Here is a 14,431-nt window from a genome sequence, read left to right on the forward strand (position 1 = left end):
ATGAACCGTAAAACCCGCATTCAACCGATGGAAGCCGATCGCGACGACGCGCCCGATCAGGCCTACGACCGCCCGAGCAAATCGCAACTGAAGCGCGAGATGCACGCGCTGCAAGAGCTCGGCGAAGCGCTCATCGCGCTGCCGAAAGACGCGCTCAAGCGCATGCCGATGAACGAAGATCTCGACAGCGCCGTGCGCGAAGCGCGCCGCATCACGGATCACGAGGGCAAGCGCCGCCAGTTGCAGTATGTCGGGCGCGTGATGCGCTCGCTTTCGGAAGAGGAAGTCGCTGCGCTGCGCACCGCGCTCGACACGCATCGCGGCGTGAACAAGGCGGAAACGGCGCGGCTGCACTGGATCGAGCGCGCACGCGAGCAGTTGCTCGCCGATGACGCCGCGCTCACCGACTTCATTCGCGAGCATCCGGGCGTCGATCCGCAGGAAGGCCGCACGCTCATTCGCAACGCGCGCAAGGAGCGCCAGCAGCAGAAGCCGCCGCGCTACTACCGCGAGCTGTTCCAGTGGATCAAGAACGCGGCGGGCGTGGAAGACGAGGAAGACGAAAACATCGACGAGAGCAACGAGGGCGACGAGGAAGGCAAAGATGAAGCCTGAGCGCAGTCATCCGGATGAGTTGATCGTCGGGCTCGTGTCCATCAGCGATCGCGCGTCGCAAGGCGTGTATGAGGACAAGGGCTTGCCGTCGCTGCAGGCGTGGCTCGGCGGCGCGATGGCATCGCCCTGGCGCGCCGAAACGCGCTTGATTCAGGACGACGCGGCCACCATCTCCGCGACGCTGATCGAACTCGTCGATACGCTCGGCTGCGATCTCGTGCTGACCACCGGCGGCACCGGCCCCGCGCGCCGCGACGTGACGCCCGAAGCCACGCTCGCCGTCGCCACGAAGCCAATGCCCGGCTTCGGCGAACAGATGCGCCAGATCAGCCTGAACTTCGTGCCGACCGCCATTCTTTCGCGACAAGTGGCAGTCATTCGCGAAACCGCCGACCACGCCGCGCTCATCATCAATCTGCCGGGCCAGCCGAAGTCGATTCGCGAGACGCTGGAAGGCGTGAAGGACGCCGACGGCAAGACGACAGTGCCCGGCATCTTCGCGGCGGTGCCGTATTGCATCGACCTGATCGGCGGGCCGTATATCGACACGCTGCCGGAAGTCGTCGCCGCGTTTCGTCCGAAGAGCGCGATCCGGCCGCCGAAGGTTTAAGACGCGCTGCTCGCCGCCGCCGGAATCAGGAAGTGCTCGCGGTAGTACTTCAGTTCGTCGATCGACTCGTGAATGTCGGCGAGCGCCGTGTGCATCGCGCGCTTCTGAAAGCCCTTGTAGATGGCCGGCTGCCAGCGGCGGCACAGTTCCTTGAGCGTGCTGACGTCCAGATTGCGGTAGTGGAAGAACGTCTCCAGTTCCGGCATCCAGCGCGCCATGAAACGGCGGTCCTGGCAGATGGAGTTGCCGCACATCGGCGACTTGCCGGGCGGCAGGTACTGGCCGAGAAACTCGCGAATCTGCCGCGTGGCTTCGGCTTCATCCACCGAGGACGCCTTCACGCGCTCGATCAGCCCCGAGCGGCCGTGCGTGTTGCGGTTCCACTCGTCCATGCGTTCGAGCGCTTCTTCCGTCTGGTGGATGGCGAGCACCGGACCTTCCACCATCTTGTCGAGCGTCGAGTTCGTCACGACCACGGCAATTTCGATGATGCGGTCGTTGTCCGGATCGAGCCCGGTCATTTCCATGTCGAGCCAGATGAGATTCATGTCGCTGCGCGCGAGTGCGGATTCGGCGGCGAGGTCGGCGCTTGCGGGACGGTCGGAAGAGTCGGTCATGGATGCCGCCTGAGAAGAGAATGAGGCGCGGGCCGAAGGCATCTGCTAAGCCACTGCGATGGCATGATGTGACAACGGCGACACGGCCAAGAACCTATAATTCTCGCATAGTTCAATCGGAATGCCCGGATGACCCACCTCTCGCTCGCCTTCTCGACCATCTTCGTCGTGGCGCTCGCCGCGATGGTCTCGACCAAGCTCTGGCTCGCGTCGCGCCAGATTCGCCACGTCGCCGCGCACCGCAACGGCGTGCCGCCGCAGTTCACTGGCACCATTCCGCTCGCGGCGCATCAGCGGGCGGCGGATTACACGATCGAGCGCACGCGCCTCACGATGATCGAAGTCGTGACGAGCGCCGTCGTGCTGGTCGCGCTGACGCTGCTCGGCGGCGTGCAGGCGCTCGACAACGCCATCTCCGGCTGGCTCGGGCGCGGCTATCTCGGGCAGATCGCGCTGGTGGCGTCGGTCGTCGCGATCACGAGCCTCATCGACCTGCCGTTCGACTACATCCGCCACTTCGTCGTGGAAGAAAAGTTCGGCTTCAACCGCATGTCGAAGAAGCTCTTCTTCGTCGATCTGGTGAAGGGCACGCTGCTCGGCGTCGTGATCGGCGCGCCGCTGCTCCTGCTCACGCTGTGGCTCATGGATCGCGCGGGCGCTTACTGGTGGCTGTGGACGTGGATGGTGTGGGTCGCGTTCCAGTTGCTCGCCATGATCATCTACCCGACATTCATCGCGCCGCTCTTCAACAAGTTCGAACCGCTGAAAGACGAGGCGCTGCGCGCGCGCATCGAAAACCTGATGTCGCGCACGGGCTTCGCGGCCAAGGGGCTCTTCGTGATGGACGGCAGCCGCCGGTCGGCGCACGGCAACGCGTATTTCACGGGCTTCGGCGCGGCCAAGCGCATCGTGTTCTTCGATACGCTGCTCGCGCGGCTGTCCGGCAGCGAGATCGAAGCGGTGCTCGCGCACGAACTCGGCCACTTCAAGCGCCGTCACGTGCTCAAGCTGATGATCGTGATGTTCGGCATCAGCCTCGCGATGCTCGCGCTGCTCGGCTGGCTCGTGCAGACGGTCTGGTTCTACGAAGGCCTCGGCGTGCGGCCGTCGCTCATCGGCGGCAACAACGGGCTCGCGCTCGTGCTGTTCATGCTCGTGCTGCCCGTGTTCATGTTCTTCGTGACGCCGCTCGGCAGCCTCACATCGCGCAAGAACGAATTCGAAGCCGACGCTTTCGCCGCGAGCCAGACCGATCCCAAGGATCTCGTCAACGCGCTCGTGAAGCTCTACGAGGACAATGCGTCGACGCTGACGCCCGATCCGATCTATACCGCGTTCTATTATTCGCATCCACCCGCCTCGCAGCGCATCGACCGTCTGATGCAACACGCCGCATGACGACGCGCGCCACGCGCAAGACCGGCGCGTCGTCCGCCGCGCGCCTGCGCGGCACGGTGATCGCCGCGCACGGCCGGCACTATCTGGTGCTGCCGGACGACGGCGGCGCAATGCTTCAATGCTTCCCGCGCGGCAAGAAGAGCGACGTCGCGGTCGGCGACCATGTGATGTACGAACAGTCGTCGGCGGATCAGGGCGTGATCGTCGAGATCGGCGAGCGGCGCAATCTGCTCTACCGCTCCGACCAGTTCAAGTCGAAGCTCTTCGCGGCGAATCTCGATCAATTGCTGATCGTGCTCGCCACCGAGCCGCATTTCAGCGAAGACCTGCTCGGGCGCGCGCTCATCGCAGCCGAAGCGCACGAGCTCGACGCGCTCATCGTGCTCAACAAGACCGACGTGACGGACGCCCTGCCGCTCGCGCGAGAACGTCTCGCGCCGTATCGCGAGCTCGGCTACACGGTGATCGAACTATCGGCGAAGGCGCGTCCGGGCGAAGTGCATTCGCAACTGGATGCGCATCTGCACAACCGCGCGACGATCCTGCTCGGGCAATCCGGCATGGGGAAGTCGACGCTCGTGAATCTGCTCGTGCCCGATGCGGACGCCGCCACGCGCGAGATCTCGTCGGCGCTCAACAGCGGCCGTCACACGACCACGTTCACGCGACTCTACACGCTGCCCGGCGGCGGCTCGCTGATCGATTCGCCCGGCTTTCAGGAGTTCGGCCTGCATCACCTGTCGGAAGGGCAGCTGGAACGCGCATTCGCCGACTTCCGCCCGTATCTGGGCCACTGCCGCTTTTACAACTGCCATCATCTGCAAGAGCCGGGGTGCGCGGTGCTCGAAGCGGTCGAAGCCGGCAAGATCCGGCCGGAGCGCCACGCGCTCTACGCGCAACTCGTCCACGAAGCCAGCCAGATCGTGCGATGAAACGGCTCACCTGGGCGCCCAACCTGATCACGGCACAACACTGGGTGAACGTGCTGGCGACAGCGGGCGTGCCGTGCGAGCTGCACAACCGCTATCTCAACGGTGCGTTAGGCGAGATCCCGGCCGATCAGTGCGCGCCTGAGATCTGGATCGTCGACGATCGCGACGAAGCGTTGGCGCGCCGTCTGCTGGATCGCGCGCAAAAAGGGCCGGACGCGAACGCCCGGCCCTGGTTCTGCAAGCATTGCGGCGAACGGCTGGAGCCGCAGTTCACCGTGTGCTGGCAATGTCAGACGGAGCGCGATCCGCTCGACGGCTGACGCTCAGGCTAGCCACACCGCGATGGTGAGCATCAGCAAGAGCAGCATCCACAAGATGACGGCGCGCCACACGAGCCCGACCGCGGATTGCAGCGTGCGCGGCGTGCAGTCGTCGCCGACAGGAAGCGGACTTGCATCGCCGACAGCGAGGGCTTCCACGCTCAACGGTTCGGCGAGCGGCCCCGCGAGACGCGCGCCCAACGCGCCGCTGCCCGCTGCAAGCAGCACGCCGTCGTTCGAGTCCGGCCACTGGCGCGCGTGATTGCGCCATGCGTAGATCGCGTCCTCGAAGTTGCCGACAATCGCGAAGCCCATTGCGGTCAGGCGCGTCGGAATCCAGTCGATTACGAAGAACGCACGCTGCGCGAACGACGAGAACTCGGCCGTGCGCTCGGGGCTCGGCATCGCCCACGCACGCGCCAGATATTCGGCGATGCGATAGAACACCGCGCCCGCCGGACCGATCGGAATAAGGAACCAGAAGAACACGCCGAACACGTGCCGATGCGACGCGACTACCGCATGAACCAGCGTGTGCCGCACGATTTCGCTCACGGGCATGTCGACGGTATCGAGCCCGGTCCACTCCGTCAGCACTTCGCGCGCGCGCGGCACGTCGTCGTTGTTGAGCGCGAGATGGATGTCGGTGAAATAGTGGCTGAACTGGCGAAAGCCGAGCGTGAAGTACACGATCACGACGTTCCACAAGAACGCCAGAATGAAGTTGATGCGATACAGCACGTAATAGACGAGGCCGACCGCGAGCGTCCACGGCAATACGACCAGCAGCCACGCGACGACGCCATGCTTCGGCTTGCCGGCATCGAAGCCGTGCGCGGTGGATTCCGCATGATAGTGAAGCAACGACGACACAGGATTGTGCGGCGACAGGGCACGCACTTGCTCGATGATGAGAGCCAGCAATACGGAGAAAAAAGTCATGCGAAGCGCCGAAACAGTCGGTTGATTCGAGTTTCGCGTAACGATAGCACAGCGCCCTGCGCGTTTTGTACGATCGGTCGCTGCGCGCGTTGCGAGCGTGGCTAACGTGCAGCGAGGAAGCGATAAAAATTGCGCAGCATGCCCGCCGTCGCGCCCCAGATGAAGTACGGCGCCTTGCCTTCGCTCGGCGTGTACGGCATGGCGAAGAACCGACGCTCCCCGCCCTCCCAGCGGAATACGCGCACTTCGTGGTTCGCCGGATTCATGAGCCACGCGAGCGGCACTTCGAAGATATCGGCGACTTCGCTCGTGTCGGCCTGCAACGTGAACGGCGGATAGACGAGCGCGACGACCGGCGTCACGCGAAAGCCCGTGCCGGTCAGATAGTCGGGCATCGCGCCGATGACTTCGCAATGCTCCGCGCCAAGGCCGACTTCCTCGCGCGCTTCGCGTAGCGCGGTGGCGGCGGCATCGGCGTCTTCAGGTTCGCGGCGTCCGCCGGGGAAGCTGATCTGGCCGGCATGGTCGGAAAGATGATCGGCGCGCTGAGTCAGCAGCACAGTGAGCCCGCCCTCGCGCACGACGAGCGGCACGAGCACCGAAGCGACGCGCGGATCGCCGCCGATCGCCTTGATGCGCTGCTCGGGCGGCTCCTGCGTCCACTCCAGTTCTTTCGTGAAGCGTTCGCGCAGTCCGTCGGGCGTCAGGCGCTCCGGCGGAATGGACGGCATGGCTTCGCCCGTTGAGACGACGGGCATCTGTTCGGGTTCGAGAATGCGCGGAGTCGATGTCTTGCCAGTGGACACGGTCTCAAGCCTGAATGAGGAAGATACGATTTGAACACAGCAAAGAAAAAAGCACCCGCGAGGGGTGCTTTTTTCGGTGCGACTGCGCTGCTGAGAACTTACTCGGCGGCGGTAGCGGCACGGTCCTTCGAGACCAGCTTTTCCTTGATTCGAGCCGACTTGCCCGAACGCTCGCGCAGGTAGTACAGCTTCGCGCGACGAACGTCACCGCGACGCTTCACGACGATGCTCGCGAGCAGCGGCGAGTAGGTCTGGAACGTACGCTCGACGCCTTCGCCCGACGAAATCTTGCGGACGATGAAGTTCGAGTTCAGGCCACGATTGCGCTTTGCGATCACGACGCCTTCGTAAGCCTGCACGCGCTTGCGCGTACCTTCGACGACGTTCACGTTGACGACGACCGTGTCGCCCGGACCGAAGTCGGGGATGGCCTTCTCGCCGAGCACGCGTGCGATCTCTTCCTTCTCGAGTTGTTCAATCAGATTCATTACTGACTCCTTGTGCCATCTTGCCGGAGTTGTGTGCCTCGACTTCTGGTAATGAGGCCCCGGTAGAGGATGGGTTCACTTCCGGCGCCGATGTTGGTCGGCGCCCCCTTTTGTCCCGCTCGTCGCCCGAAACCTTATTGCGGCTTCGACGCGTCCTTCGCGAGACTCGCGAGCCACGCCTCGTCGGCACGGCTCAGCAACTTGCTGCTGCGCGCCCGCTCGATCAGATCGGGCCGCTTGATGAACGTATTGCGTAATGCTTCGCGCCTGCGCCAGGCGTCGATTTCCTTGTGGTGGCCGCCGAGCAGCACATCCGGCACGCGCACGCCTTCGTATTCCTCCGGGCGCGTGTAGTGCGGACAGTCGAGCAATACGTCGACGAAACTGTCCTGCACCGCCGATTGCGCGTCGTTCAGCACGCCGGGCAAGTGGCGCACGACGGCGTCCATCAGCGCCATGGCGGGCAATTCCCCACCCGAGAGCACGAAGTCGCCGAGGCTCACTTCCTCGTCCACCACGCGATCGATCAAACGCTGGTCGATCGCTTCGTACCGGCCGCACAACAGCACGAGGCCGGGTTCCTGCGAGAAACGCATCACGCGATCATGGTCGAGCTTCGCGCCTTGCGGCGACATCATCACGACGCGCGTGTTCTCGATGCCTTGCTCGCGCTGCGCTGTCCTGGCCGCATTGATCGCGTCTTCCAGCGGGCGCGCCAGCATGACCATGCCGGGGCCGCCGCCGTATGGACGGTCGTCGATGGTGCGGTAGTTGTCCGTGGTGAAATCGCGCGGATTCCACGTGCGCAGACCGAACCGCCCCTGCTTCACCGCCCGGCTGGTAATGCCCCAGTCGGTCAGCGCGCGAAACATCTCGGGAAAGAGCGTCACGACATCGAACTGCATCGCCCTCTCCGTGTTCTGCCGATGGTTTTCAATAATCGGCGTCCCAGTCGACGACGATACGCTTCGCCGCCCGATCCACCGTCTTCACGTACACGCCGACGAACGGAATGAGCCGCTCGCCGGTGACGGGCTCGCCATCCTTGTTCGTGGCCGGGTACTCGACCCGCAGGATGGAGTGCGCGCCGTTGTCGATCATGTCGGCGACGCGGCCAAGCGCCACGCCCGCTTCGTTTTCGACATCGAGGCCGATCAGATCGACCCAGTAGAACTCGTCTTCGTCGTCGAGCTTCGGAAAGTCGCTCCGCGCGATATGCACCGCGCAGCCTTTCAGCGTCAGCGCGGCGTCGCGGTCGTCGCAACCCGCCAAACTCGCGACGATCGAATCTCCGTGCACCTTCGACTGCAAACGGCGCGCGGACTTGCGGTCGCGATTCTTGACGAGCCACCAACGCTTGGCCGTGAGCAGCGCGTCGCCGCCCGACTTGCCGTGCGCATGCGGCATGACCTTGACCCAGCCCTTCAGGCCGTAGGCATCCACAATGAAGCCGACTTCGACTGCATCTTCCGGCAGACTCTCCGCCGGTTCGATGCCTTCAATGCCGCCTTCAGACTTGCCTGCGCCCGAAACGCCGGCCGCCACGCGGCGCGCGCCCGGCTTGCGGACGAACGCGCCGAACGTGGCGGCACCTTCCTGTTGCCCCGGCTTCGGTTGACTGGCGGAACCGGACTCGTGGCCGTTTTGGGGATCACGCGCGGGCATCAGCGAACCTTTGGGCAAATATGTGCGACTCGGGCGACCGGTTACGCTTGAAAGCGTGACGCGTCGCCCCAATCGAAAAGCAGCGAGACAGCTTAAGCAGCCGGCTGAGCTTGCTTCGACTGCTTGACCAGACGCTCGACGGTCGGCGACAGTTGCGCGCCGACGCCTTGCCAGTAGGTCAGGCGATCTTGAGCGATACGCAGCGATTCGCCCTTCGTGGCGACCGGGTTGTAGAAACCCACGCGCTCGATGAAGCGGCCGTCACGACGGCTACGCGAATCGGTTGCGACGATGTTGTAGAACGGGCGCTTCTTCGAGCCGCCACGAGCCAAGCGGATGATGACCATGCTGAAATCCTTGAAAACCGGGGTTCGGAACTACCAGAACACGCGATTATAACGGGAATCCGAAGCCCTAACAAACACTTAACGCATTTTTTGCTGGCAACGGGCGGCGCCGGGAGCCGCCGCGAGCCAAATGTCGCGTTCTGTCTACGCCGCGCGCCGCATCGTAAAATGGCGAATCTGCACTGATTACCGCTCTCCAAGATGACTTCCTCGTCCGTTGCCGCGCCGTCCGACTCGAAGCCTGCCGGCAAGGCGGCTCCGCCCTACTTCCGTTCGAAAACGCTGACCGCCGCGCTCGCGTTTCTGTTCGGCAGCATCGGCCTGCACCGCTTCTATCTATATGGCATGCGCGACAAGTACGGCTGGGCGCATATCGTCGGGATCGCGATGGGCGCGGTCGGCTATCTGCTGCTCGCCGCGACCGAGCGTACGTCGGTGCTCGGCTGGGCGCTCGCCCTGCCGGGCGCGGTGTCGCTGCTCGCGGCGTTTCTCTCGGCAATCGTCTACGGACTGCGGCCCGACGCGAAGTGGGACGCGCAGTTCAACGCCCATACCGGCCGTCAAAGCCACTCGGGCTGGACGGTGATCTTCGTGGTGATCTTCTCGCTGCTGATCGGCGCGTTCCTGTTGATGACCGGCCTCGCCCTGACGTTCCAGACGTATTTCGAAGGCCAGGTGGAAGCCGCCAAGACGTTGTCGCAATAAGGTCAGAATAGATCCAGCTGGCCGCCAGCGGCAGGCAGCGCCGCCCGCTGGACCTTGCCGCTCGCTGGCCGCTGGAACTCCGACATATCCAGAATGCCGCGATTGCGCAGATTCAAACCCAGCCGCTTCGTCGCCTGACTAAAGCGCTGTTTCAGCATGTCCGCCCACAGGCCCTCGCCCTTCATGCGCGTGGCGAAGTCCGAGTCGTAGTCCTTGCCGCCGCGCATGTCGCGCACGCGGCTCATCACACGGTCCGCGCGATCCGGGAAATGCGCGGCGAGCCAGTCCTTGAAAAGCGGCGCGACTTCCCACGGCAAGCGCAGCACGATATAGCTCGCCGTGGTCGCGCCCGCCTCCGCGCACGCTTCGAGCACGCGCTCGAGGTCGGGTTCCGTGACGAACGGGATCACCGGCGCGATGCTGACGCCGACCGGAATGCCCGCGTCGGCGAGCGTGCGAATGGTCCTTAGCCGGCGCGACGGCGTGGCGGCGCGCGGCTCCAGCGTGCGCGCGATGTCGGCATCGAGCGTCGTGACGGTGATCGCCGCCATGAACTGCTTGCGCTCGGCCATGGGCGCGAGCAGGTCGATATCGCGTTCGATCAGCGACGACTTCGTGATCGCCCCGAACGGATGCCCGCAGTCGTGCAGAATCTCGATCACCCGCCGCGTCAGCTTCAGATCGCGCTCGACCGGCTGATACGCGTCGGTATTCACGCCGAGCGCGATGGAATCCGGCTGGTAGCTCGGCTTCGCCAGTTCGCGCTCGAGCAATTCTCCTGCGTTGATTTTCGCGTAGATGCGGCTCTCGAAATCCAGCCCGGGCGAAAGGCCGAGATAGCTGTGAGTCGGGCGCGCGAAGCAGTAGATGCAGCCGTGTTCACAGCCGCGGTACGGGTTCAGCGAAACCGTGAATGGGATGTCCGGCGAGTTGTTGCGCGTGAGAATGCTCTTCGCGCGTTCCTCGAAAACCTGCGTGCGCAGCGGCGGCGAGCCTTCGTCGTCGTCGGTTTCGTGCGTCCAGCCGTCGTCGACGCGCTCGCGCTCGTCCTTCTCGTAGCGCCCCTGAAGATTGGACACAGCGCCGCGCCCCTTCAGCGGCGAAGGCGGCGCGACAGCAAATTCATCGTGCGGCGTGGGCATTGCGGTCACAGAATTGCGTCGTAAAGTACTGTACAAATATACAGTATCTCGCCGCGACCGCAAGCGGTTTTTTAGACGTCGACCGGAATGGTCAGCGTCTCCTTGATCTCTTCCATCACCACGTAGCTTTTCGACTGCACGGCGCCAGGCAGTTGCAGAAGAATGTCGCCGAGCAGCTTGCGGTAGTCGGCCATTTCGCCGATGCGCGCCTTGATCAGATAGTCGAAATCGCCCGAAACGAGATGACATTCGAGCACTTCGGGAATGCGCTGAACCTCGCGCCGGAACTGGTCGAACATGTTGCCGCTTTTATGATCCAGCGTGATTTCGACGAAAACGAGCAGCGCCGCGCCCAGTTGCGCAGGGTTCACGCGCGCGTAATAGCCGGTGATGACGCCGTCGCGTTCCATGCGCCGCACGCGCTCGATGCACGGCGTCACCGACAGGCCGACACGCTCCGCCAAATCCTTCATCGCGATGCGTCCGTCCTGCTGCAGGATGCTCAAAATCTTGTGATCGAGTTTATCCAGCGTCCGAAGCGGATTTCGCTGCGTTCTCATCGTCTAATTCCTGAAAATCCGCAAAATACAATAACTAAAACTGCCTTACTGCAAATAGTATAGGCGATAACACTAGCCGGACAATCCGTCGCAGACCTCGTGCGATTCGCGACTGTCCAGTCGGATCGGAAACGGAGATCACATGCGAATCGTTATTCTGGGAAGCGGCGTCGTCGGCGTCACGAGCGCGTATTACCTCGCCCGCGCAGGGCACGAAGTCACGGTCATCGACCGCGAAGCCGGCCCCGCGCTCGAAACCAGTTTCGCCAATGCGGGACAGATTTCGCCGGGCTACGCGTCGCCGTGGGCCGCGCCGGGCGTGCCGCTCAAGGCCGTCAAATGGATGTTCGAAAAGCACGCGCCGCTCGCCATCCGCCTCGACGGCACGATGAGCCAGCTTCAGTGGATGTGGCAGATGCTGCGCAACTGCACGCAAGAGCGCTATACGGTGAACAAAGGCCGCATGGTGCGCCTCGCCGAATACAGCCGCGATTGCCTGCAGGCGTTGCGCGCGGACACCGGCATCCAATATGAAGGCCGCACCGGCGGCACGTTGCAAGTGTTCCGCACGCAGCAGCAGTTGGACGGCGCGGCGAAAGACATCGCGGTGTTGAAGGACGCCAACGTGCCGTTCGAACTGCTGTCGGCGGCGGAACTGGCGAAGGCCGAGCCCGCGCTCGCTGCGGTGTCGCACAAGCTGACGGGCGGCCTGCGCCTGCCGAACGACGAAACCGGCGACTGCCAGATGTTCACCACGCGCTTGGCCGCCATGGCCGAAGCGCTCGGCGTCCAGTTCCGCTACAACACGCCGATCGACGCGCTGCGCGTGAGCAACGGCCGCATCGCCGGAGTGCAATGCGGCAGCGAGCTCATCACGGCGGATTCATATGTCGTCGCGCTCGGCTCGTATTCGCCGAAGCTGCTCGGCGATCTCGTCAAGATTCCCGTGTATCCGCTGAAGGGCTATTCGATCACCGCGCCGATCGTCGATGCGAACCGCGCCCCGGTCTCCACGGTGCTCGACGAAACGTACAAGATCGCGATCACGCGCTTCGACGACCGCATTCGGGTCGGTGGCATGGCGGAGATCGTCGGCTATGACAAGACGCTGAAGCAGGCGCGCCGCGAGACGCTCGAAATGTGCGCGAACGACCTCTTCCCCGGCGGCGGCGATACCGCGAGCGCGAGCTTCTGGACCGGCCTGCGCCCGATGACGCCGGACGGGACGCCGATCGTCGGCCGCACGCCCGTGCCGAATCTGTTCCTCAACACCGGTCACGGCACGCTCGGCTGGACGATGTCGTGCGGTTCGGGCCAGTTGCTCGCGGACCTGATGTCCGGCAGACAGCCCGCTATCCGCGCGGACGACTTGTCGGTGCATCGCTACTTCGGCGATGCCAGCGTCACCGGGCGACCGGCCTACGCCAAAGTCTGACGTTCTGACCGGCTGATTGAACGACGGCGCCTGCAAGGGCGCCGTCGTCGTTTTCAGAACTGATCTTCGCTCAGGGCGAGCACGCCTTCGTGTCCGTTGGCGCTCACGATCGCCGCCTCGAAGCCAGGCGCGTGCGACAAGATGTGTTCCGCGAAGAACTCGGCGGTCGCGATCTTCGCCGAATAGAACGGTTCGTCCTCGGCGCGTTTCGCTTGCGCGACGAGCATCGCGCGGGCCATTTGCCAGCCCGAAAGCACGATGCCGGCGAGCTTCAGATACGGCACGCTGCCCGCGAACACCGCGTTCGGATCGCTCTTGAACCGCGCAACGACGAACTCGATGACGCGCGCAAGCGACAGGCTGCCCGCGCTCAAATGACGATGCATCGACTTGAAGGCCTGCCCGTCGACCTCGGCGAGCGCCGCGATGGTCTGGTCGATCTGTGCGAGCAGCGCCTGCGCGGTCGCGCCGCCATCGCGCACGGTCTTGCGCCCGATCAGATCGTTGGCCTGAATCGCAGTCGTGCCTTCGTAGATCGGCAGAATGCGCGCATCGCGATAATGCTGCGCGGCGCCGGTTTCCTCGATGAAGCCCATGCCGCCATGCACCTGCACGCCGAGGCTCGCGACATCCACCGAGATCTCAGTGCTGAAGCCCTTGACGATCGGTACGAGAAATTCATACACCGCCTGATGCCGCTTGCGCACCGATTCCTCGGGATGCGCGTGCGCCAGGTCGCTATGCGCGGCGGCGACATACGCGAGCGCGCGTGCGCCTTCGGTGTAGGCGCGCATCGTGGCGAGCATGCGGCGCACGTCCGGATGCTGGATGATCGGCACCGCGGCTTTCGCACTGCCGTCCACCGGGCGGCTCTGCACGCGTTCCTTCGCATACGCGACGGCCTGCTGATACGCCCGCTCCGACACGGCAATGCCCTGCATGCCGACGGCGAAACGCGCGGCGTTCATCATGATGAACATGTATTCGAGGCCGCGATTCTCCTCGCCGATCAGATAGCCGATCGCGCCGCCGTGGTCGCCGTATTGCAGCACGGCGGTCGGGCTCGCCTTGATGCCGAGCTTGTGCTCGATGGACACGCACTGCACGTCGTTGCGCGCGCCGAGCGAGCCGTCGTCGTTGACGAGAAACTTCGGCACGATGAAGAGCGAGATGCCCTTCACGCCCTCCGGCGCATCCGGCGTGCGCGCGAGCACCAGATGCACGATGTTCTCTGTCATGTCGTGCTCGCCGTACGTGATGAAGATTTTCGTGCCGAAGAGCTTGTACGTGCCATCGCCCTGCGGCTCGGCGCGCGTGCGCACGAGCGCGAGATCCGAGCCGGCTTGCGGCTCGGTCAGGTTCATCGTGCCGGTCCATTCGCCGGAAATGAACTTCGGCAGATAGCGCGCCTTTTGCTCTTCGCTGCCCGCAGTCAGCAACGCTTCGATGGCGCCGTCTGTCAGCAGCGGACAGAGCGCGAACGAAAGATTGGCCGAGTTGAGCATTTCGATGCAGGCGGTCGCGATGAGCTTCGGCAGGTTCTGTCCGCCGAACTCCGCCGGATGCACGATGCCTTGCCACCCGCCCTCCGCGAACTGGCGAAACGCGTCCTTGAAGCCGGGCGTCGTCGTCACCTGTCCGTTCGCCCACGTGCTGGGTTGCCGGTCGCCCGTGACGTTCAGCGGCGCAAGCACTTCGCCGCAGAAGCGCGCGGCTTCTTCGACGACAGCCTGCGCGGTGTCGAGGTTGCCGTCCTCGAAGCCCGGCAGCGCCGCGATGCTGTCGATATCGGCCAGTTCCTTCATGACGAACAGCATGTCCTTCACCGGAGCGCGGTAGCTCATCGTTT

At 64.1% G+C, this 14,431-nt stretch carries 17 protein-coding genes; 7 read left to right on the plus strand and 10 right to left on the minus strand.

Annotated features, from left to right (window positions below; genetic code table 11):
• Positions 1-615, plus strand: coding sequence for a ribosome biogenesis factor YjgA (gene yjgA, locus NCR35_RS11410; protein ID WP_250534431.1), 615 nt, complete (start codon positions 1-3; stop codon positions 613-615).
• Positions 605-1,225, plus strand: a complete 621-nt coding sequence (gene mog, locus NCR35_RS11415) for a molybdopterin adenylyltransferase (RefSeq protein WP_244846960.1) — start codon at positions 605-607, stop codon at positions 1,223-1,225. Before yjgA ends, mog begins: the two co-directional genes overlap by 11 nt.
• On the opposite strand, the gene orn is transcribed toward mog, so the two are convergent.
• Positions 1,222-1,842: an oligoribonuclease gene (gene orn / locus NCR35_RS11420; RefSeq protein WP_250534432.1), complete on the minus strand. Its 621-nt coding sequence runs from the start codon at positions 1,840-1,842 to the stop codon at positions 1,222-1,224. The genes mog and orn overlap by 4 nt on opposite strands.
• Before the next feature lie 129 nt (positions 1,843-1,971).
• Between orn and NCR35_RS11425 the strand changes: the two genes are divergently transcribed.
• Genes NCR35_RS11425 through NCR35_RS11435 form a run of 3 tightly spaced genes read left to right on the plus strand, consistent with a single transcriptional unit; the run spans position 1,972 to position 4,492 of the window.
• Entirely contained in the window at positions 1,972-3,240 is a 1,269-nt protein-coding gene (locus NCR35_RS11425) for a M48 family metallopeptidase (protein WP_250534433.1), read from the plus strand.
• Complete coding sequence (rsgA, locus tag NCR35_RS11430) at positions 3,237-4,172, plus strand: ribosome small subunit-dependent GTPase A (RefSeq protein WP_250534434.1); 936 nt, start codon at positions 3,237-3,239, stop codon at positions 4,170-4,172. The genes NCR35_RS11425 and rsgA overlap by 4 nt, the downstream gene beginning before the upstream one ends.
• Positions 4,169-4,492, plus strand: a complete 324-nt coding sequence (locus NCR35_RS11435; protein WP_244846964.1) for a putative signal transducing protein — start codon at positions 4,169-4,171, stop codon at positions 4,490-4,492. Before rsgA ends, NCR35_RS11435 begins: the two co-directional genes overlap by 4 nt.
• Positions 4,493-4,495: 3 nt before the next feature.
• Here NCR35_RS11435 and NCR35_RS11440 read toward each other — a convergent pair whose 3' ends face one another.
• The 6 genes from NCR35_RS11440 to rpsP all read right to left on the minus strand — a co-directional run bounded on the left by NCR35_RS11440 (position 4,496) and on the right by rpsP (position 8,740).
• The gene (locus NCR35_RS11440) at positions 4,496-5,434 is read right to left on the minus strand and encodes a CobD/CbiB family protein (RefSeq protein ID WP_250534435.1); all 939 of its coding nucleotides are present in this window, start codon (positions 5,432-5,434) and stop codon (positions 4,496-4,498) included.
• A gap of 101 nt (positions 5,435-5,535) precedes the next feature.
• Complete coding sequence (locus NCR35_RS11445; RefSeq protein WP_250534714.1) at positions 5,536-6,192, minus strand: CoA pyrophosphatase; 657 nt, start codon at positions 6,190-6,192, stop codon at positions 5,536-5,538.
• A 146-nt stretch (positions 6,193-6,338) separates the two neighbouring features.
• Positions 6,339-6,728: a 50S ribosomal protein L19 gene (rplS, locus tag NCR35_RS11450; protein ID WP_159836713.1), complete on the minus strand. Its 390-nt coding sequence runs from the start codon at positions 6,726-6,728 to the stop codon at positions 6,339-6,341.
• A gap of 134 nt (positions 6,729-6,862) precedes the next feature.
• Complete coding sequence (gene trmD, locus NCR35_RS11455; protein WP_250534436.1) at positions 6,863-7,633, minus strand: tRNA (guanosine(37)-N1)-methyltransferase TrmD; 771 nt, start codon at positions 7,631-7,633, stop codon at positions 6,863-6,865.
• Positions 7,634-7,661: 28 nt separating this feature from the next.
• On the minus strand, positions 7,662-8,393 hold the full coding sequence (gene rimM / locus NCR35_RS11460; RefSeq protein WP_250534715.1) for a ribosome maturation factor RimM: 732 nt from the start codon (positions 8,391-8,393) through the stop codon (positions 7,662-7,664).
• A gap of 92 nt (positions 8,394-8,485) precedes the next feature.
• Positions 8,486-8,740 carry a 30S ribosomal protein S16 gene (gene rpsP, locus NCR35_RS11465; protein WP_175944588.1) on the minus strand — a complete coding sequence of 85 codons (255 nt, stop codon included), beginning with the start codon at positions 8,738-8,740 and terminating at the stop codon, positions 8,486-8,488.
• A gap of 201 nt (positions 8,741-8,941) precedes the next feature.
• Here rpsP and NCR35_RS11470 point away from each other — a divergent pair, with 201 nt between their 5' ends.
• Positions 8,942-9,445: a TM2 domain-containing protein gene (locus tag NCR35_RS11470; protein WP_250534437.1), complete on the plus strand. Its 504-nt coding sequence runs from the start codon at positions 8,942-8,944 to the stop codon at positions 9,443-9,445.
• A 2-nt stretch (positions 9,446-9,447) separates the two neighbouring features.
• Here NCR35_RS11470 and NCR35_RS11475 read toward each other — a convergent pair whose 3' ends face one another.
• A complete protein-coding gene (locus tag NCR35_RS11475; RefSeq protein ID WP_250534716.1) occupies positions 9,448-10,587 on the minus strand; it encodes a PA0069 family radical SAM protein in 1,140 nt (379 codons plus the stop codon).
• Between the two features lie 71 nt (positions 10,588-10,658).
• A complete protein-coding gene (locus tag NCR35_RS11480; RefSeq protein WP_175944590.1) occupies positions 10,659-11,147 on the minus strand; it encodes an Lrp/AsnC ligand binding domain-containing protein in 489 nt (162 codons plus the stop codon).
• Positions 11,148-11,289: 142 nt separating this feature from the next.
• Between NCR35_RS11480 and NCR35_RS11485 the strand changes: the two genes are divergently transcribed.
• On the plus strand, positions 11,290-12,582 hold the full coding sequence (locus NCR35_RS11485; RefSeq protein ID WP_250534438.1) for a D-amino acid dehydrogenase: 1,293 nt from the start codon (positions 11,290-11,292) through the stop codon (positions 12,580-12,582).
• A 53-nt stretch (positions 12,583-12,635) separates the two neighbouring features.
• Here NCR35_RS11485 and NCR35_RS11490 read toward each other — a convergent pair whose 3' ends face one another.
• The gene (locus tag NCR35_RS11490; RefSeq protein WP_250534439.1) at positions 12,636-14,426 is read right to left on the minus strand and encodes an acyl-CoA dehydrogenase; all 1,791 of its coding nucleotides are present in this window, start codon (positions 14,424-14,426) and stop codon (positions 12,636-12,638) included.
• Positions 14,427-14,431 lie beyond the last annotated feature (5 nt).

This window comes from Caballeronia sp. AZ10_KS36 (assembly GCF_023631105.1).
Classification (GTDB): Bacteria; Pseudomonadota; Gammaproteobacteria; order Burkholderiales; family Burkholderiaceae; genus Caballeronia.